18 protein-coding genes and 1 other RNA gene are annotated in these 18693 nt (G+C 67.3%); 11 read left to right on the top strand and 8 right to left on the bottom strand.

What is annotated here, in order from left to right; all coding sequences use genetic code 11:
- The first annotated feature begins 49 nt into the window (after positions 1-49).
- From ACFQZQ_RS02275 to ACFQZQ_RS02230, 10 genes are all read left to right on the top strand, one after another.
- Entirely contained in the window at positions 50-1603 is a 1554-nt protein-coding gene (locus ACFQZQ_RS02275) for a hypothetical protein (protein ID WP_386811059.1), read from the top strand.
- Positions 1604-1765: 162 nt separating this feature from the next.
- Positions 1766-2209: a hypothetical protein gene (locus tag ACFQZQ_RS02270; RefSeq protein WP_386811058.1), complete on the top strand. Its 444-nt coding sequence runs from the start codon at positions 1766-1768 to the stop codon at positions 2207-2209.
- Complete coding sequence (locus tag ACFQZQ_RS02265) at positions 2206-2895, top strand: C39 family peptidase (protein ID WP_386811057.1); 690 nt, start codon at positions 2206-2208, stop codon at positions 2893-2895. The genes ACFQZQ_RS02270 and ACFQZQ_RS02265 overlap by 4 nt, the downstream gene beginning before the upstream one ends.
- A 2-nt stretch (positions 2896-2897) precedes the next feature.
- Positions 2898-3407: a hypothetical protein gene (locus ACFQZQ_RS02260; RefSeq protein WP_386811056.1), complete on the top strand. Its 510-nt coding sequence runs from the start codon at positions 2898-2900 to the stop codon at positions 3405-3407.
- 30 nt (positions 3408-3437) lie between these two features.
- On the top strand, positions 3438-4847 hold the full coding sequence (locus ACFQZQ_RS02255) for an acetate kinase (protein ID WP_386811055.1): 1410 nt from the start codon (positions 3438-3440) through the stop codon (positions 4845-4847).
- A 190-nt stretch (positions 4848-5037) separates the two neighbouring features.
- Positions 5038-5553, top strand: a complete 516-nt coding sequence (gene fabA / locus ACFQZQ_RS02250) for a 3-hydroxyacyl-[acyl-carrier-protein] dehydratase FabA (RefSeq protein WP_386811054.1) — start codon at positions 5038-5040, stop codon at positions 5551-5553.
- 2 nt (positions 5554-5555) lie between these two features.
- Positions 5556-6797 (top strand): beta-ketoacyl-ACP synthase I, encoded by a 1242-nt coding sequence (fabB, locus tag ACFQZQ_RS02245; RefSeq protein WP_386811053.1) that lies wholly within the window; start codon positions 5556-5558, stop codon positions 6795-6797.
- Positions 6798-6857: 60 nt separating this feature from the next.
- On the top strand, positions 6858-7322 hold the full coding sequence (locus ACFQZQ_RS02240; RefSeq protein ID WP_386811052.1) for a hypothetical protein: 465 nt from the start codon (positions 6858-6860) through the stop codon (positions 7320-7322).
- Positions 7323-7460: 138 nt separating this feature from the next.
- Positions 7461-7991 carry a lipocalin family protein gene (locus ACFQZQ_RS02235; RefSeq protein ID WP_386811051.1) on the top strand — a complete coding sequence of 177 codons (531 nt, stop codon included), beginning with the start codon at positions 7461-7463 and terminating at the stop codon, positions 7989-7991.
- A 66-nt stretch (positions 7992-8057) separates the two neighbouring features.
- On the top strand, positions 8058-8339 hold the full coding sequence (locus ACFQZQ_RS02230; protein ID WP_386811050.1) for a hypothetical protein: 282 nt from the start codon (positions 8058-8060) through the stop codon (positions 8337-8339).
- 131 nt (positions 8340-8470) lie between these two features.
- Here the strand turns inward: ACFQZQ_RS02230 and ACFQZQ_RS02225 are convergent, their stop codons facing one another.
- The 3 genes from ACFQZQ_RS02225 to ssrA form a co-directional block, all read right to left on the bottom strand.
- A complete protein-coding gene (locus tag ACFQZQ_RS02225; RefSeq protein WP_449284325.1) occupies positions 8471-9271 on the bottom strand; it encodes a copper resistance protein B in 801 nt (266 codons plus the stop codon).
- Positions 9272-9522: 251 nt separating this feature from the next.
- A complete protein-coding gene (locus ACFQZQ_RS02220; RefSeq protein WP_386811049.1) occupies positions 9523-11382 on the bottom strand; it encodes a copper resistance system multicopper oxidase in 1860 nt (619 codons plus the stop codon).
- Between the two features lie 171 nt (positions 11383-11553).
- Positions 11554-11907, bottom strand: a transfer-messenger RNA (tmRNA) gene (gene ssrA, locus ACFQZQ_RS02215).
- A gap of 195 nt (positions 11908-12102) precedes the next feature.
- On the opposite strand from ssrA, the gene ACFQZQ_RS02210 reads away from it, so the two are divergent.
- Positions 12103-13314, top strand: coding sequence for an NAD(P)/FAD-dependent oxidoreductase (locus ACFQZQ_RS02210; RefSeq protein ID WP_386811048.1), 1212 nt, complete (start codon positions 12103-12105; stop codon positions 13312-13314).
- Positions 13315-13500: 186 nt separating this feature from the next.
- Here the strand turns inward: ACFQZQ_RS02210 and ACFQZQ_RS02205 are convergent, their stop codons facing one another.
- The 5 genes from ACFQZQ_RS02205 to alr all read right to left on the bottom strand — a co-directional run bounded on the left by ACFQZQ_RS02205 (position 13501) and on the right by alr (position 18654).
- The gene (locus ACFQZQ_RS02205; RefSeq protein ID WP_386811047.1) at positions 13501-14214 is read right to left on the bottom strand and encodes an OmpA family protein; all 714 of its coding nucleotides are present in this window, start codon (positions 14212-14214) and stop codon (positions 13501-13503) included.
- 112 nt (positions 14215-14326) lie between these two features.
- Complete coding sequence (locus ACFQZQ_RS02200; RefSeq protein WP_386811046.1) at positions 14327-15778, bottom strand: WS/DGAT/MGAT family O-acyltransferase; 1452 nt, start codon at positions 15776-15778, stop codon at positions 14327-14329.
- Between the two features lie 73 nt (positions 15779-15851).
- Positions 15852-17270, bottom strand: a complete 1419-nt coding sequence (locus ACFQZQ_RS02195) for a cryptochrome/photolyase family protein (protein ID WP_386811045.1) — start codon at positions 17268-17270, stop codon at positions 15852-15854.
- Positions 17270-17467: a hypothetical protein gene (locus ACFQZQ_RS02190; protein ID WP_386811044.1), complete on the bottom strand. Its 198-nt coding sequence runs from the start codon at positions 17465-17467 to the stop codon at positions 17270-17272. The genes ACFQZQ_RS02195 and ACFQZQ_RS02190 overlap by 1 nt, the downstream gene beginning before the upstream one ends.
- A 14-nt stretch (positions 17468-17481) precedes the next feature.
- Positions 17482-18654 carry an alanine racemase gene (alr, locus tag ACFQZQ_RS02185; protein ID WP_386811043.1) on the bottom strand — a complete coding sequence of 391 codons (1173 nt, stop codon included), beginning with the start codon at positions 18652-18654 and terminating at the stop codon, positions 17482-17484.
- Positions 18655-18693: the final 39 nt, after the last annotated feature.

Here is an 18693-nt window from a genome sequence, read left to right as displayed (position 1 = left end):
TATCGGACGCCTTCCCCCGGCGTGATGCCGGCGCGCAGGAGAACTCCTAATGGCTATTCGCAAAACCATCATCGCGACGGCAGTGCTCTTGGCAATTGGATCCCTGGGATCCGTCTGGGCCGCGGAAAACACCGAGAACGGCCCCGGACAGAACTGGGCACAGATCGCGATCGACTCGATCGACGACAACAGTGACAACTCCGACAACTCCGACAACTCCGACAACAGCACGGGCGACAACCGCGACAATGACGGCGAAGCCGACGCGGATGGCGGCTACGGCAATGCCGCGGCCAACAACGGATCCACCGCGACATCCAATTTCTCCAACTCCTTCAATCGCAACAAGGCGATAGCCGAGACTGAACTCAACGGATACGTGTCCGACAACAACGTCCACGACATCGGCAACTACGCGAACAACAGCGGCAATGCCAATGGTGGTTCGGGCGGCGACGGCGGCGACGGCTACGGTGGCGACGGCTACGGCGGCGAAGGCAACGGCGGCGGCGGCTCCGGCGGCGATGGCGGCAACGGCGGCAGCGGCGGTGACGGCGGCAACGGCGGCAACGGCGGCAGTGCCTCCAACGGCAGTGCGACAGCCGGCGCAGCCAGCAACGGCGGCACCAGCATCGGTGATGCCACCGCAGGCAACGGCGCCCGCGGCGGAGACTCCTATGACAACGAAAGCGGCCGTGGCGGCGACGGCGACGGCGACGGCGGTGATGCCGGAGCGGCAAGCCTGGCAGCCGGCGGCGACTCCGCTGCACTCGGAGCCGGTGGTGACGCCGGAGCCGGTAGCGACGCAGACGGTGGCGACGGGATCGGCCTCGGAGCCGGGCTGGGTGCTGGCGGGGACGCTGGCGCCGGTAGCCTCGCCGGTGGCGGCGGTGGCGGTGGCGGCGGCGGCGGCGGTGACGGCGGCGACGACGCCGGTCCCGGCCGTGCTGGCGACGGCGGCGACGGCGGCGCAGGTGGTGCGGGTGGTACCGGAACCGCTGGTGATGCGACCGCCACGGGCGGCGACGGCACCGGTACGGGTACCGGCACCGGCACCGGCGGCGACGGCACCGCAGGCTCGGCCACGGCAAGTGGCGGCAGCGGCTCCGGCACGAGCACTGGCGGCGCGGGTTCGTCCGGCGCAGCGACTGCCACGGGCGGCGCAGGCACGGGCACCGGCGGAGACAGCGGTGCGGTAGCCAGCACGGCCGGTGACGGCGGTGATGGCGGTGCGGCGACCAATGGCGACGCCGACAACGGCGGCTCCTCGACCAGTGCCACCAACGGCAGCGCGACTGCCGGCAACGGCGCGGTGGGTGCGGCCGGTGCGGCCGGTGCGACTGGCGGTGCGGGCGGCGTCGGCAACGGCGGCGACGGCAACGGCGGTGAAGGCAACGGCGGCGTCGGCAACGGCGCAGTCGGTGGTGCAGGCGGGGCGGGCGGTTCGATCGCCGTCGACGCCGGCAGCTTCGACATGTCGAACCAGATGAACGGTTCCGCCAACGCGGCAGCCGGCCTGATGGTGATGGCGCAGAACAGCGGTGCCTCCTCGCTCATCCAGCAAGGCGTGACCGTGCAAGCCAACTTGAACGTCGGTAACTAAGCGTTCCCTCGATGCGTCGTGGTTGCCCCCGCACCACGGCGCATCGTCGCGCACGTCCGGCTCTGCTGCGCTTCGGCGTTAGCCCGAGAGTTGGACACGGCGAGAAGCCTTCGTCGTGCCGTGCGCGGACCAGCGGGAACCCACGGGTGAAGGAGATTACCCATGCGATCGTTCAAGTCCATTGCCCATGCGGGCGCTGCCGCCCTGGTGGCGACGCTCGGCCTCATCCAAGTCGCGGGCGCCACCGATCTGGGCGCGGCGGCGTCCCCTGTTTATCTCGCACCTCTCCCCGTCGCGGCTGATCTGGGCGCGATGGCGCTGGAAGCCAGCCAACCGCCCAGCCAGGTCGACGGCATCGGCCAGGCGCTGGACAGCGGCGAGTTGGAGGACTTCCGCGGCGGCGACGAGAGTTTCCAAGAAGTCGACATCAACGGCCAGGTCACCGGCAACACGGCCAACCGTATCGTCAGCGGCGGCAACTCGGTGTCGGACGGCGCGTTCGGCAACGCCAGTGGCATCAACACCGTGATCCAGAACAGCGGATCGAACGTGCTGATCCAGAACGGCATGATCGTCAACGTGCAGTTCGTGGACCCGGGGCTGTGAAGCAAGCCGCGCTGTCCTTGGTGATGGCAGGGATGCTGGCCCTGGCGGGCGCCGCGTCGGCGTCGACGGTGGACCTGCGCGTTCCCCATGGCGCCAGCTACAAGGTGCAGCTGACCAGCCTCAAGGAAGCACGCTTCCGGACCACGGTGCCGCAGCGCTACGATTTCAGTTGCGGTTCGGCCGCCACCGCGACCTTGCTGACCTACCAGTACGGCCATCGCGTCACCGAAGCCGATGTGTTCACCAAGATGTACGCATCGGGCAACAAGGCAAAGATTCGCGCCGAGGGGTTCTCGCTCCTCGACATGCGCCGCTACCTGCTGTCGCAGGGCTTCGAGGCGGACGGATTCGATCTGCCGCTGGAGAAATTGCTGGAGGAGGGACTGCCTGCGATCGTCCTCCTCAACGATCGCGGCTACCGCCACTTCGTGGTGATCAAGGGAATGAAGGGAGGCCGGGTCCTGATTGGAGATCCCGCGCGCGGCACGCGCGCAATGACGCGCCCGCAGTTCGAACGCCTGTGGGATAACCGCGTGCTCTTTGTCGTCCACAACCGGCGCGAGGTCGCGCAGTTCAACCTCTCGCGCGATTGGCGCACCGCGCCGCCGGCGCCCATGGAGATGGGCGTGCAGCGCGACGGGTTGCGCAACATCGTCATGCCCAGGCGCGGCCCGGGAGACATCTGACCATGAAACGCATCGCACGCCTGATGGGCATCTTCGGCGCCTTGGCGGTCACGGGCTTGGGCTACGCCGACCTGGCGCACGCCCAGCAGGCACATACGCCGCTGGGCCTGGAATGGGTCGCCGTCGACCTCGACCGGCTTGACGGCATGCGCGGCGGCTTCGTGACACCGACCGGAATGATGCTGTCGTTCGGCATCGAACGGGTGGCTTTCATCAACGGCGAGCTGGTCGCGGCGGCGCGCATCAACATCCCCGACATCAGCACCATGACCGTGGAGCAGGCGCAGGGGCTGTCGGCGCTCAACGAGACGCTGCTGGTGCAGGTGGGGGCGGACAACACCTTCCAGCCCTCCGGGATGCAGGGCGTGGTGATCCAGAACACGCTCGACGGGCAGCAGATCAGCACGCTGACCACGCTCAATGTCAGCGTCAGCACCTTGGGCATGTTCCAGGAAATGAATACTTATGGCGCCTTACACGGCGCCTTGATCAACGCTGCGGGCGGACCGTAGGCGTATGGGGACTTTCAGCAGGGGATGGCCATGAAGCGGACGACCACCACCACGGCCACTTCGCTGGTGCTCGCCAATTGCGTGTCGCTGGCCCTCGTTGGCCTGGCGCATGCGCAAACGGCCCCAGCCACCACCGAAGAAGCCAGCGGCGACGCGCGCCTCGACCAACTCGAACACCTGGTCAAGGCCCAGACCGAGCAGCTCGAAGCGCTGCGCGACACCCTGGCCGAGCAGGAACGCAACGTCGCCGAACTGCGCAGCGCCTTGGCCGAGGAGCGCCTGGACAACGTGCGCGGCTTGGGCGGGGTGAGCGGGCAGGCCGGGGCGCTGCCGCTACTGACGCTGGATGCGGCGGCCGCCGCGACGGGCGCGCAGCAACTCCCCGCCAATCCACCCCGCGAACCGGTCCAGGAATCCAAGACGCAGCAACCGGTGGGCCGCGCGCCCGCGGAAGCGGAGCGGCCGCCGGAAGTCGCGCAGATCTTCGATCAGCCCGGTGTCTTGACCCCGAGGGGCAAGTTCGTCGTCGAGCCGGCGGTGCAGTTCGGCTACTCGGCCAACGATCGCGTCGCGCTGGTCGGCTTTACGGTGATCCCCGCGATCCTGATCGGCCTGATCGATGTCCGCCAGGTCAAGACCACCAGCGCCAATGTCTCGCTGACCGGCCGCTACGGCCTGACCAACCGCCTCGAAATCGAGGCGAAGGTGCCGTACGTCTACGTCAACGGCGACACCGTCAGCCGCGAGATCTTCACCGGCTCGGCGCAGGACAAGGTGTTCAACGCCAGCGGCCACGGCATTGGCGATGTCGAGGTCACCGCGCGTTACCAGCTCAACCGCGGTGCAATGGACCGTCCGTTCTACGTCGGCTGGCTGCGCTACAAGAGCCGCACCGGCAAGGACCTGTTCGAGGTTGTCACCGACTGCGTCACGCGTTGCGTTGCCAATGCGACAGGCACCGGCCTGCCGCTGGAACTGCCCATCGGCAGCGGCTTCGAATCGATCCAGCCCGGCCTGACCTGGTTGTACGCGTCCGACCCGGTGGTGTTCTTCGGCAGTTTCAGCTACCTCTACAACTTCCCGCGCAAGAACGTCTCGCGCACGGTGCTGTCGGGCGCACCGCCGCCGTTTTCGCCGACCAGCACCGAGTTCATCGGCGAGGTCAAGGCCGGCGACATCATCGGCTTCAACGTTGGCCTGGGCCTGGCCTTGAACGAGAAGGCCGCGATCAGCATCGGCTACGACCAGAACCTGGTCGGCAAGACCGAACAGAACGGCATGGACGTGCCCGGTTCGGTGCGGGTGATTCTGGGCACGCTGCTGCTGGGAGGTTCCTATCGGTTCAACGAACGGGTCAGCCTCAATGTCGCGCTCGGCGTGGGCGTGACCCGTGACACCCCGGACGTATCGCTTACGGTGCGCGTGCCGATCACGTTCTAGAAGGCGGGGGATCGCTTTCCGCGCGGTGTCGTCGCGCGGACGTAGCTGAGATTCGTATGTCGGCCGTTGCCAGCGACCGCCACTGGCGTTCACGCCGACCTACGCCCGGGTATGGTTTTTTCGTCGATGCGGACCGAGACAAGCCACCGTCGACGCCGCACAATTCGACTTCCCAACCCAGCCATCCACGATGACTCGACCTTCCTCGTTCGACTACGAGCAGTTGCTCGCCTGCGCCCACGGCGAGATGTTCGGTCCCGGCAACGCGCGCTTGCCACTACCGCCGATGCTGATGTTCGACCGCATCACCCGGATCGCGACCGAAGGCGGGCAGTACGGGAAGGGCGTGATCCACGCCGAGCTCGACATCCATCCGGACCTGTGGTTTTTCGAGTGCCACTTCGAAGGCGACCCGGTAATGCCCGGTTGCCTGGGCCTGGATGCGTTGTGGCAGCTCGCCGGTTTCTACCTGCCGTGGCTCGGAGAACCCGGCCGCGGCCGCGCGCTCGGCGTCGGCCAGGTGAAGTTCACCGGACAGGTGCTGCCAAGCGCCAAGCTGGTGCGTTACGAGATCGACATCCGCCGGGTAATGCGCGGCAAGTTGGCCTTGGTGATCGCCGACGGACGCATGCTCGTGGACGGCCGCGAGATCTACGTCGCCAGCGACTTGCGCGTGGGGCTGTTCAGTTCGACCGAGGGTTTCTGAGCATGGGCCAGGCATCTACGCCCGCTGTGGGCAGGCGCGTCGTCATCACCGGCATGGGTATCGTCTCGTGCCTGGGCAACGACCAGGACACCGTATCGGCGTCGCTGCGCGAAGGCCGTGCCGGCATCCGCCACGTGCCCGAGTACGCAGAACTGGGCATGCGCAGCCAGGTTGCCGGCATACCGGACATCGACCTGGACGCGCAGATCGATCGCAAGCTCAAGCGCTTCATGGGCGACGCGGCGGGCTACAGTTATGTCGCGATGCGCGACGCGATCAGCGATGCCGGCCTCAGCGACGCGCAGGTCCGCGATGTGCGCACCGGCCTGATCGCCGGCTCCGGTGGCGGCTCTGCCCATTGGCAGATCGAGACCGGCGACCTGCTGCGCAACAAGGGCGTGCGCAAGGTCGGGCCGTACATGGTGCCGCGTACGATGTGCTCGACGGTGTCGGCGACGCTGGCCACCGCGTTCGGCATCCGCGGCGTCAGCTATTCGATCTCCGCCGCGTGCGCGACCTCCGCGCACTGCATCGGCGCGGCCGCCGACCTGATCCGCCACGGCGCGCAGGACGTGATCCTTGCCGGCGGCGGCGAGGAAGTGCACTGGGGCATGACCTCGCAGTTCGATGCGATGGGCGCGCTGTCCACGCACCACAACGACACCCCGCAATCCGCGTCGCGGCCGTACGACATCGACCGCGACGGCTTCGTCATCGCCGGCGGCGGTGGCATGCTGGTGCTGGAAAGCCTCGAGCACGCGCAGGCGCGCGGCGCGCGCATCCTCGCCGAACTGGTCGGTTACGGCGTGACCTCCGATGGCGTCGACATGGTCGCGCCGTCCGGAGAGGGCGCGGTGCGCTGCATGCGCATGGCGTTGGCCGGCGTCGACGCGCCAATCGACTACCTCAACACCCACGGTACTTCGACGCCGCTGGGCGACGTGGTCGAGCTGCAATCGGTGCGCGAAGTGTTCGGCACCGACGTGCCACCACTGTCGTCCACCAAGGCGCTGTCCGGCCACTCGCTGGGCGCGGCGAGCGTGCACGAGGCGATCTATTGCCTGCTGATGCTGAAGGATGGATTCCTGGCCGGTTCGGCCAACATCGCCCAGCTCGACCCGGCCGCGGAAGGCTTCCCGATCCTGCGTGAAAGCCGGGCGGGGCAGGTCGATACGGTGATGTCGAACAGCTTCGGTTTCGGCGGCACCAACGGCAGCCTGGTACTGGCGCGCTATCGCGGTTGACCTCGCCCAAACCCCAAGCCCGCAGTTACGCTGCGCGTTGACAGGGACGAGGATTCACCGATGAAGGACCAGATTGGATCGCGCAGCATCGCGTCGGCGTGCGCGTTGGCACTTTTGCTGCTCGCGCAGTTGCCTGGATCCGCGCGTGGCCAGGCCGTCTACAAATGCGTCGCCAAGGGCAGGCCACCGAGCTACCAGAGCCAGCCGTGCCCATCCAGCTCGAGGATCGCTGCGATTCGCGAGTACCGGCCCGAAGCGCCGCCAACCCACGAGCAGCTGCTGGAGAGGCGTCGCCGGGAAGCCCAAGGCCGTCAGGACTCGGCATACCTGTCGCGCATCGCCGGGACCGATCGACAAGCTGGGCGGCAACGCGACAGCGCGCGCGGTCACGTGCTGCCAACCGGCGGCAACGCATGCGAAAGCGCGAAACGCGACCGCGATGCGTGGGAACGCCGCGTAGGGCTGTCGCGATCATATGACGCGCTGCGGGCGTGGAACGACACCGTGCATCGGGCGTGCCGGTAGGGGAGGAAGCAGAGAAAAGGCGAGGATAGGCACACGCCCGGAAATCTCCCGATCCCAGGTCGATTCGAGCGGCCGCTTTCACGCAGGCCTGACGAGGCGCTGGTAATGCTCCACCGCTCTGAAGCTTGGAGCGACGTGGTGTTCAAGCCCCTGATTCTCGCTGCTCTGTCCGCGGCTACGTCTGCCTCTTCCGGACTCGCGAACAAGCCGATCGGCGCGCTGGATCTGACCCGTTACGCCGGCACCTGGCATGAGATCGCGCACCTGCCGATGTACTTCCAGCGACATTGCGTGGACACGATCACCGCCACTTACACTCCGCGCAGCGATGACACGATCGAAGTGCGCAACGCTTGCCGCACCCAATCGGGCGAGATGGATGAATCGGTCGGCGCCGCGCGCCCGGTCGCAGGCTCGCCCGGGGCGCTGAAAGTTCGCTTCGCGCCCGAGTGGCTGTCGTGGCTACCGGTTGTCTGGGCTGATTACTGGGTCGTGGACCTGGATAGCGACTACCAGTGGGCGGTGGTTGGCGGCCCGTCCAGGAAATACCTGTGGGTGCTGTCACGTCAGCCGGACATGGATCGCGCGGTGTTCGAAAGCATCAAGGCACGGGCGGCCAAGCGCGGTTATCCCGTAGATCGCCTGAAAATGGCGGCACCGCTGCGCTGAACGGCATGGGGAATCGCCTTGATCCTTGGCCTAGGGCTCGCGACCGGGGGGGGGTGAGCGCCGGTGATGCGCGCTCAGCCGCACTTCGAACGCGAAGCGCTGCAGGCCGATGTGGATGTAATCCAGCAGGCCTACGAGGCCCTGCATCCAGAACTGTACCGTTACAACACCCCCGCATCCATGCGCGCCCATTTCGCCGCGCTGCGTGCTGACCTCGACGGCCACCGCATCTTGGCCGACACCTATCTGGCGCTGGCGCGTTTCGCGGCGCAGGTTCGCTGCGGACATAGCTACGCTGATTTCAGGGTGGAATCAGACGGTGGACTAGGGGGAAAATTGGCGGCCTGACCAGCATCGCCGTGAGGAGGCGACGGCTGAGATTCAGCGGCACAGCCACAAGTGCGTGCATGCTTTACTTCGCATAATGCATATTATGTAAATAAGTCCGCTAGTGGGTCGGTCAGAACCCGGAGGCCCCGCTAGAACCAGACTCGAACGCCCACCACCACCTTGGTTTCTTCGACGTCCTCTCCCGCAGCGCGGCGGAACCCTGCAGTGCCGCCGTAGCCGCGCTCCCAGACCACGCCAAGGTACGGCGCGAACTGCCGGGTGAATTCGTAACGCAGGCGCAGCCCGGCTTCGACGGTGCTCAGGCCCGAGCCAATCCCGCGACGTGCGTCGTCCTTGCCATGGAACTCGGCTTCGGCTTGCCATTGCAGGATCAGCCGGTTGGTCAGCAGCGTGTCGTACTCGGCTTCCACTCGTGCCGCGGTCTGGCCGGACTGGCCGAAATAGGCGGTGGCTTCGACCTCGAATTTCTGCGGCGCCAGGCCCATCACGCCTATGGCCGCAAACGTCTGCGACGGACCTTCGCCAAAGTCGTGGCGGACGCCGGCGACCACGTCCCACCAGCGGTCGACGCTGCGGCCGTACAGCACCTCGACTTCGGCGGACTCGGTGTCCACATCGACCTGTTCGCCTTCGCTGCGCAGCCAGGCACGGTTGAGGTCGGTGCCGACCCAGGCCAGCGCCTCCCAGCCGATACCGCGGCCTTCATCGGCGTCCCAGCTCTCCAGGCGATCGAGCAACCAGTACGAGTGGACGGTCTGGTCGTGGGCGCCGTGACCGGCGACATCGGGAAACGCGGCGATGCGGTCGGCTTCCGTCACCACCGGGATGGGTTCTCGTGGCTGGCTCTCCGGCATCGGCGTGCCGTGGCCCATCGCCGCGTGATCCAGCGGTGGCGCGGGATCCTGCGCCACGGGCGGCGCATGGCCCATGGCGGCATGGTCCTCAGCTGAAGGCGCGGGCACCGGCGCCGCCGGCATCGCGTGACCCGCGTGCGGATCGGCGGCAGGTTTCTTCGAGACGGGTTTCTCGGCGGCGGTCTTTGTCGCCGGAGATGAAGCCGGCGGCAGGTGCATGGAGTGATCGACCTCCTGCGCAAATGCAGGACCACCACCGATCGAGACAGCGAACGCCACTCCAAGCAAGCGCAGCCGTGGCACCGAAAGCACCGAGGCCATGGCGCTCATTCCCGCACCTCCACTTCCCGCATCATTCCCGCTTCCATGTGATACAGCAGGTGGCAGTGGTAGGCCCAGCGGCCGAGTGCGTCGGCGCGCACGCGGTAGCTGCGCTTGCTGCCCGGTGGCATGTCGATGGTGTGCTTGCGAACGAGGAAGTTGCCGTGCTCGTCCTCGAGGTCGCTCCACATGCCATGCAGGTGGATCGGGTGGGTCATCATCGTGTCGTTGACCAGCACGATGCGCATCCGCTCGCCGTAGTTGAGCTTCAATGGCTCCGCGCCGGAGAACTTGATGCCGTTGAACGACCACGCAAACTTTTCCATGTGGCCGGTGAGGTGCAACTCGACCGTGCGACTGGGCTCGCGGCCATCCGGGTCGGCGAAGCTGCTCTTGAGCATCGCGTAGCTGAGGACTTTGCGGCCGTTGTCGCGCAGGCCAATGCCGGGGTCGTCGAGCTTGGGCACCGGCGCCATTGTCTGCATGTCGACCAGCGGGTTGCCCGCCTCGCTGGCCGGATGCGACTGCATCTCCCCTGCCCCGTGGTCCATGGCCGGCATGTCGTGGCCACGGTGATCCGTGCCGGCGGAGTCCGTCTTCGCGCCCGACGATGCTGGCATCGTATGCCCCATGTTGGCGCCGCAACCGCCTTCCATGCCCTTCATGTTCGACATGTCATGGCCGCCGCCCATGCCGCCGTGACCCATGTCGTCCATGGTCAGGATTGGGCGCGGATCCACCACGGGCACCGGCGCGCGCAACCCTTCGCGCACCGCCAGCGTGCCGCTGACGTAACCGGTGCGCCCCATGTCCTGCGCAAAGATGGTGAACGCATCCTGGCCCGACGGCTCGACGATGACGTCGAAGGTTTCCGCCACCGCGATGCGGAATTCGTCGACCGACACCGGATGCACGTACTGGCCATCGGCGGCGACCACGGTCATCTTCAGGCCCGGGATGCGCACGTCGAAGTACGTCATCCCCGAGCCGTTGATAAAACGCAGGCGAACCTTCTCGCCTGAGCGAAACAGGCCGGTCCAGTTGCCCAGCGCGGTCGTACCGTTCATCAGGTAGGTGTAGGTGTTGGCGTTGACGTCCGACAGGTCGGTCGGCGTCATGCGCATCTCGCCCCACAACTTCCGGTCCGCCAGCGTCGCCTTCAGGCCGTGGCGTTGCGCATCGCGCAGGAAGTCGCCGACGGTGCGCTTGGAGCGGTTGTCGTGATCCGACATCTTCTTCAGTCGCGCGAACAACGCCGCCGGGCTGAGGTCGGTCCAGTCGCTGAGCAGCACCACGTAGTCGCGATCGAAGCGGAAAGGCTCCGGTTGCTCGGGGTCGATGATCAGCGCGCCATACAGCCCCGCCTGCTCCTGCAGCGCCGAGTGGCTGTGGTACCAGTAGGTGCCGCCCTGACGCACGTCGAAGCGGTAGTGGTAGGTCTCGCCGCGATGGATGCCGTTGAAGCTGATGCCCGGCACGCCGTCCATGTTGGCCGGCAACAAGATGCCGTGCCAATGGATCGACGTCTCGTGGCCGTGGATCGAGTTGGCGGGCAACTGGTTCGACACGCGTAGGTTAACGGTCGTGCCTTCGCGCCAGCGCAGTACCGGTGCAGGCAGCGAGCCGTTGACGGTAATCGCCGATCGCGTGCGTCCGGTGAAGTTCAGCGGCGTCTCGCCGATGGCCAGGTCGAACTCGGTGCCGACCAGCACCTGGGTAGTGCCCGGCGACTTGAGCGCCCAACTCGGCTTCGGCCACAGGCCGAGTCCCGCGATCGCCCCGCCCGCGGCCACGCCCTGGACGAAGCGACGGCGGGATGGCTGCGGCAGTTCCTGGGACCAAGAATCCGGAAAATCGGAGGACACGGGACACTCCTTCAAGGGTTGGAACACCGCGCTGGCACCTGCGCGCTTCGATGCGGATCATCGCGCGCGAACCGCCGCCCCATCGCAGTGGACGAGAACCAAACAAAAAGGCCGCAATCCGTCGGGATTCCGGCCTTTCTGATGTCGCTACAGCCGCAACTACAGCTTAAATGGTGGAGGTGGGGGGAATTGAACCCCCGTCCGAAGGCACTCCATCCCCGGCACTACATGCTTAGCGCTCCGTTAGATCTCGCCCCTGGACAGCACGGCGCGCAAAGCGCATCCCGGGGCCAGCCTGCTTTGGGTTAACCGGTGACTGGCAGGCGGCCATCTCCGGCGATTCCGTGATAATGACCCTACGTCGCGAGCACGGACACAAGCGATTTCGGGGCTTAGGCCTTAAGCGGCCAGTGCGTAGTTGTCGTCGTTGGCAACTAGAGTTTTGCAGCTGGATTAACGAGGAAAGCTACCCCCTCGGCATGCGCCAAGTGATTTCGCGACCCCCGTCGAAGCCAGTGCACCCCCGGGGAAAACGATTTCGCTAGCCCGGCCAGTATAGGGGCGTCTGGCCCGCACACAAGGCACGAGCCGCCGGCTGCCAGCCCGCGTTCACCGATCCGCGCTCACCCGGCCGATACGGCGTTCGCGCTTTGCTGGCGCCCTTCCCTCCCCGCGATCGCCCATGCCTTCCTTCGACTTCGCGCCATCGGTCCGTCCTTCATGGACCTGAAAAGCGGCTATCCGTTCTGGGCCATCAAGAACGGGCTGATGCACGCATTCCCACCCCTCCAGGCCGATCTGCGCTGCGAGGTGGCGGTGGTTGGCGCCGGCATCAGCGGCGCATTGATTGCCGATGAATTGGCGCGCCACGGCCACGAAGTGGTGGTGATCGAGGAGCGCGAGGTCGGCTGGGGCAGCACCGCGGCGAGCACTGCGCTGCTGCAGTACGAGATCGACACCTCGATGGTCGACCTGGCCAAGCAGTACGGCGAGGCCGATGCCGCACTGGCCTACCGCGCCTGTGCCGAGGCGATCCCGATGCTGCAAGCGCTGGCCAGCGAAATCCGCGACGTGGATTTTGCCCGAATGCGCAGCCTCTACTACGCCAGCAAGGCGCGGCATGTCGGGGCGATGCAGGACGAACTCGCCCTGCGCCGCCAGTACGGTTTCGCGGTCCGCTGGTTGGGCGCGGACGCGCTACGCGACGAGTACGGGATCGACGCCCCAGGCGCGATCCTCAGCGCGCTGGCGGCGCGGATCGACCCCTACCGGCTGGCTTACCGGTTGCTGGCGCGGCTGCGTACGCGCGGCACCGCCGTGTACGACCGCACCCGGATCGATCACCTCGTCGCGACCGCGCGCGGCGTCACCTTGCACACCGACTACGGCCACCGCGTGCACGCGCGGCACGTGGTGATGGCGACGGGCTACGCCGCCCAGCGCTGGCTCAAACAGCGGGTAGCCAGCAACCGCAGCAGCTACGCCTACGTCACCGACCCGATCGACGATGCCGCGCTGGGCGAGTTGCGGCGGACGATGGTCTGGGAATCCGCCCGCCCCTACCTTTACCTGCGCAGCACCGGCGACGGGCGGCTGGTGGTCGGCGGCGAGGATGACGCGGTCGACGTGCCCGCCCGCCGCGATGCGCGCGTGCAGGCCAAGTCGAAGCGGCTGATGAAGAAGTTGCACCGGCAATTCCCCCATCTCGACGTGACGCCGACATTCGCGTGGGCGGGCACGTTCGCCGAGACCGAGGACGGGCTGCCCTTCATCGGGGCTCATTCGCAGTATGGAGCGCGGGTGCTGTTCGCGATGGCCTACGGTGGCAACGGCATCACCTACAGCATGGCCGGTGCGCCCCTGCTGCGGGCCTTGATCGAAAGGCGGCGCCACCCGCTGGCGCCCCTGTTCGGCTTCGATCGGTTGAAGTAGCGGAAACGAAACGGCCGGGCGATCCCCGGCACGGAAAAGGCGGGGCATTCGCATGCCCCGCCTTTTCTTTTGTTCATCACCGGGTTGCACTTCCCTGTGCGCGTGCTCGTCCCTGACATCACCCCCCGCTAGCTGGTTCTATGCAGCCGACTCACACGGCCCGGGGGCGATCCCAGGCCTGCGCGATCACGAACGCACCGGGACCAGCGTGATCTCGACCCGGCGGTTCTGCGCGCGGCCCGAATCGGTCTCGTTGCTCGCCACCGGGCGCGACTCGCCGGCGCCGGTGATGATGAAGCGCTCGCGCATCAGGCCCTTGCCCATCAGGTAGTTGCCCACGCTGTTGGCGCGCTGTACCGACAGCGTCTGGTTGTAGCCATCCGAGCCGACGGAATCCGTGTGACCCGCGACCTCGACGATGGTCTGGTTGTACTCGGTGAGCGTGCTGGCGACGCCATCGAGCACGTTGTAGAACTGCGGCTCGAGGCTGGAGCTGTTGAACGCGAACGTGATGTTGCTGGGCATGTTCAGGGTGATGTTGTCGCCCTGGCGGACCACGTCGACGCCGGTACCGGCCATGCGCTCGCGCAGGGCGCGTTCCTGGCGGTCTTGGTAGTTGCCGATCGCGCCGCCGGCCAGGCCGCCGACACCGGCGCCGACCAGCGCGCGCTGGCGGCGTTCGGTAGCGTCGTCGCCGCTGAGCAGCCCGGCGACCGCACCCGCAACGGCGCCGATGATCGCGCCCTTCTGGGTGCGGTTGTTGTCATTGTCCTGCGGCCGCGACTGGTCCGGGTACTGCTGCGGCTGGCCGCCGTAGTAGCCGCCACCGCCGGTGGCGCAACCGGCTACCAGCGCGGTCATCACCGCGGCGGCCATTGCAAGCTTGATCTGGGTCTTCATGCGTCGTTCCTTCCTGTGGCTGTGGGCCTGAAATGTCGGCCCAAAGCTAATCACGGGAACGTCGGCGGCAGGTGACGGCGCGTCTTCCCTATTCAGCTTTTGGCAGGAATGCTCAGCCGGCGACCATCGCTTCGGCCGCGGCGGCATCCAGCGTCGCGTCCCAGTTGCCCATCAGCGCCAAGTACAGCAGCTTGTCGAACTCGGCGGCGAAGCGGCCGATGATCGCGTCGGGGTCCGGTATCAGCTTGCCGTCGGCGATCAGGCCGAAGTGCACCCGGCCGTTGTAGCTCAGAATGGAGATGCCGACGCCGATCGAGCCGGTCTGCGGCACCCAGAACATCATCTCGCGCAGCGTGCAGCCGGCCATGTACAGCGGCTGCTGCGGGCCGGGCACGTTGGTCGCCACGGCGGTCGCCTTGCGGCTGAACAACTCCAGCGCGACGCCCTGCAGCGCCGACGGCGCCATACCAAGCGCGGCAAGAAGCCCATACGCCACAATCGCTTGTCGTGAATTCTTCAGGTTATTCATGCATTCGGCCACCCGCTCCACGCGCCGGATGGGGTTCCCCTCCCCGACCGGCAGGTCGAGGAACACCAGGCCGAAGTGGTTGCCCAGCTGCTTGGCATGTTCCAGCGGCCGCAGGTTGACCGGCACCGTCGCGCGCAGGGTCACGCCATCGACGTGGTCGCCGCGCTCGATCATGTAATTGCGCAGCGCGCCGGCGGCGGTCGCCATCAGCACGTCGTTGACGGTGCAGTCGCAGGCGCGGCCGACCGCCTTCACTTCCTCCAGGTCCAACGGTTCGGCCCAGGCCACCCGCTTGCTGACGCCGAGCTTGCCGCGCAGCAGCGACGGCGGGTCGTCGGACAGCGCCAGCGCATGCAGCAGTTCGCGCGCGATCTCCCCGCCCTCCTTCGCCAGCACGCCGGCCAAGCTGGGGTGGCGGTACATTTCCATGCCCTTCTCGACCACCTTGCCGCCGAGCTTCATGTACTTGTCGACCGCGCCGACGCGCCGCGCGACGTCGGCGTGGTCCTTCTTCAGCCAGGCGCGCGAGAGCTCGCTGCCCTTTTCCGGCACGCGGGTGGTGTCAGTCAGCGACAGCAGCACCTGCACCAGCGCGATGCCGTCGGCATAGCTGTGGTGGATGCGCGCCACCAGCGCGCAGCCGCCGTCGTAGCGCTCCACCAGGTGGAACTGCCACAGCGGCCGGGCGTGGTTGAGCGGGCTGGACGCGAGTTGGCTAACGAAGCGCTCGAGCGCGCGCTTGCCGCCGCGGCCGGGCAATGCGGCGTGCTGCACGTGCCATTCGAGGTCGAAGTTCTCGTCGGTCTGCCACGACGCACCTGCGGGCGTGTCGACCGCCTTCTGCTTGAAGCGGTAGTAGGCGAGGAAGCGCTGCTTGATCACGCGCCGCAATTTGTCGAGCGACATCGGCTCGGCGAACATCAGCACGCCGGTGATCATCATCGGATTGGTCGGGCGTTCCATCCGCAGCCACGCGGTGTCGACCCGCGACATCGGTTCGCGGCTGGCGCGCTTGCGCGTTGGTGCAGTCGCCATGCAACCCCTCCGAAGGTCCGGATCGAGTGAATCACGCGCCCGCGAGGTGCGTCAACGCGAGGGCCTGTCAGCGCTATCCGCGCAGCTTGCTATACGCGGCCAAGGCGCCATCGCGACCCTCGGCCAGGTCGACCACCGGTTGCAGCGGGTAGCCAGGCGCCAGCGACTGCAAGGCGCGTCGATCCCGCCATGGTGCAAACCGCAGCGGCACCGGCAAGGCGGCAAGCTCGGGCACCCAACGGGCGATGTAGCGGCCGTCGGGGTCGAACTTCTCCGCCTGCGTGACCGGATTGAACACCCGGAAGTACGGCGCGGCATCGGCGCCGGTCCCCGCCGCCCACTGCCAGCCGAGCGTGTTGCTGGCCAGGTCGGCGTCGACCAGCGTGTCCCAGAACCAGCGCGCGCCGTGGCCCCAGTGGTAGCGCAGGTGCTTGGTGAGGTAGCTGGCGACGATCATGCGCACGCGGTTGTGCATCCAGCCGGTGGCCCACAGCTCGCGCATTCCGGCATCGACGATCGGCACGCCGGTGCGCCCGTGCTGCCAGGCTTCGAGCGCAAGCGGCGAGACCCGCGCCCAGTCGAAATCGTTGAAGCGCGGGTTGAAGTTCTGGCCCGGCGTGTGCGGGAAGTGGTGCAGCAGGTAGTGGGCGAACTCGCGCCAGCCCAGCTCCTTGATCGCGGTGTCGATGTCCTGCCCGTTGGCCTCGCCGCGCCGGGCCTCGAGTGCGTGCACGACCCGCCACGGCGCGATCTCGCCGAAGTGCAGGTGCGGCGACAGCCGCGAGGTGCCGACCCGGTCCGGCCGGTCGCGCTGCGTGGCATAGCCGCGCAATGCCCCGTCGGTGAAGGTTTCCAACGCGTCGCGTGCACCGGCTTCGCCGGGCGTCCACTCGTCCCAGAACCGGCGATCCCAGTCGCGCGCCGGTGCCAGCTTCAGCGCCTGAAGTTCGACGCCGTCAGGGCCGTCGTCGAAGGCCGGCAACGAGGCCGGTGCCTCTTCCAGCGCCGCCAGCCGCCAGTCGGCCAGCGCCGCGCGCCAGAATGGGGTGAACACCTTGTACGGCGTGCCCTGCTTGGTCTGCAGCGTCCATGGCTCGAACAACAGCGCCGCATTCGCGCTCTCGGCGCGCACGCCCTGGGCGCGCAGCTTCTGCTTGATGCGGGTATCGCGTTTCTCCAGCGCCGGCTCGTAACGCCGGTTCCAGAACACTGCCTGCGCGCCGCTGGCCGCGACCAGCGTCTGCAGCGTCGCCAGGCTCGGGCCGAAGAAACAGCGCAGCCGCGAGCCGCGTCGGCGCAAGTCGGCGTCCAGCGCCGCCAGCGAGTGGTGCCGCCACGCGTCCGAGGCCGCGCCCGGCGTCCACTCGCCCTCCTCGTCGGGGGCGTGGATGTAGACCGGGATCGGCGTGTAACCCGCGTCGAGCGCGGCGCGCAGCGCGGGGTTGTCGGCCAGGCGCAGGTCGTTGCGGAACCAGACCAGGGCGAACGCCATCACTTGCTCCGTACCATCGGCCGCATCGCCAGGAGACCAAGGCCGAAGCCGATTGCTTGCCCGCCGCTCCAGCGGGCATCGTCCGACAGCGGGAACACGGCGAGCGGGGGCGCACTGTCGGCATGGCCGTGGCCGCCAAGCGGATACCGCGCGGCCATGGCCTTGCGCGCAGCGTCAGAGCCGAGCAGCTTGGCCACGGCCGGCATCTGCGTTAGCCCCATGCGGGCGGAGTCGTGCCGCGGGCCGGCGCCAATGCAGGCGAGCCACCGCGATACTCGCGCGGAATGCGGTCGTTGAGGCCGGTGAGGATCTCGTAGGGAATGGTGCCAGCACGCTCAGCCACCGCTTCTGCGCTGATGCGCTGCCCCTCCTGCTCGCCGATAAGCACCACTTCGTCCTCGTTCCACGCGCTGTCGAGACCGATGTCGACCATGAACTGGTCCATGCACACGCGCCCGACGACCGGATAGCGTTGGCTACGGATCAGCACCTCTCCTCGCGAGGACAAGGCGCGCGGGTAGCCGTCGCCATATCCGATGGGAATCGTGACCACACGGGTGTCCGTCGCCGACGCCCAAGTGGCGCCATAGCTGACCGGGTTGTTGGCCTTGACCACCTTGAAGTAGACCACCTGCGATACCAGCGACAGCGCCGGTTTGACCGTCACCGTGGGCTGCGACGCAGGATCGGGCAGCACGCCGTACAGCAGGATGCCGGGACGCACCATGTCCAGATGGGTCTGCGGAAAGTGCAGGATGCCGCCGGAATTGGCGAGATGGCGCAGCGGCATCGGTGCGCCGAGGCGGCTGATGTGTTCGCACGCTTCGAGGAACCGTTCCAACTGTTCCGCGGTCATCGGCGAGTTGGGGTCGTCGGCACAGGCCAGATGCGAATAGATGCCTTTGAGCTCGCACCACGTCGACGCCACCGCCGCCTCGATGAAGGACTTGGCGGAGTAGCTGTGCACGCCAATCCGCTCCATCCCGGTGTCGATCTTCAGGTGGATCACGGCCTTGCGGCCCAGCGCCTGCGCGGCGGCTTCCACCTGGCGCAGCTTGTCCAGCGAGGAAACGGTGATCTCCAGGTCGTGAACGATGAACTGCGCGACCTGTGGGCCGAAGATGCCGCCGAGCACAAGGATCGGCGTGGTGATGCCGGCCTGGCGCAAGGCGACGCCCTCCTCCACGAACGCCACGCCCAGTTGTTCGACGCCTTGCGCCTGCAGGTGCAAGGCCACCGGCACCAAGCCGTGGCCGTAGGCATTGGCCTTGACGATCCCCATGACCGGTACGCCGACGTGCGACCTGATGTTGGACAGGTTGAAGGTCAGGTGGTCGAGGTCCACGACGATCCGGGTGGGACGCTGGCTCGCGGGTGTGGTCATGGCGCCTGTACGTGACTGCCCACCGCGGCGGGCCATGGC

The organism is Lysobacter koreensis, from assembly GCF_042677045.1.
GTDB lineage: Bacteria > Pseudomonadota > Gammaproteobacteria > Xanthomonadales > Xanthomonadaceae > Lysobacter_K > Lysobacter_K koreensis.
This window is presented reverse-complemented; position numbering and strand designations above follow the sequence as displayed.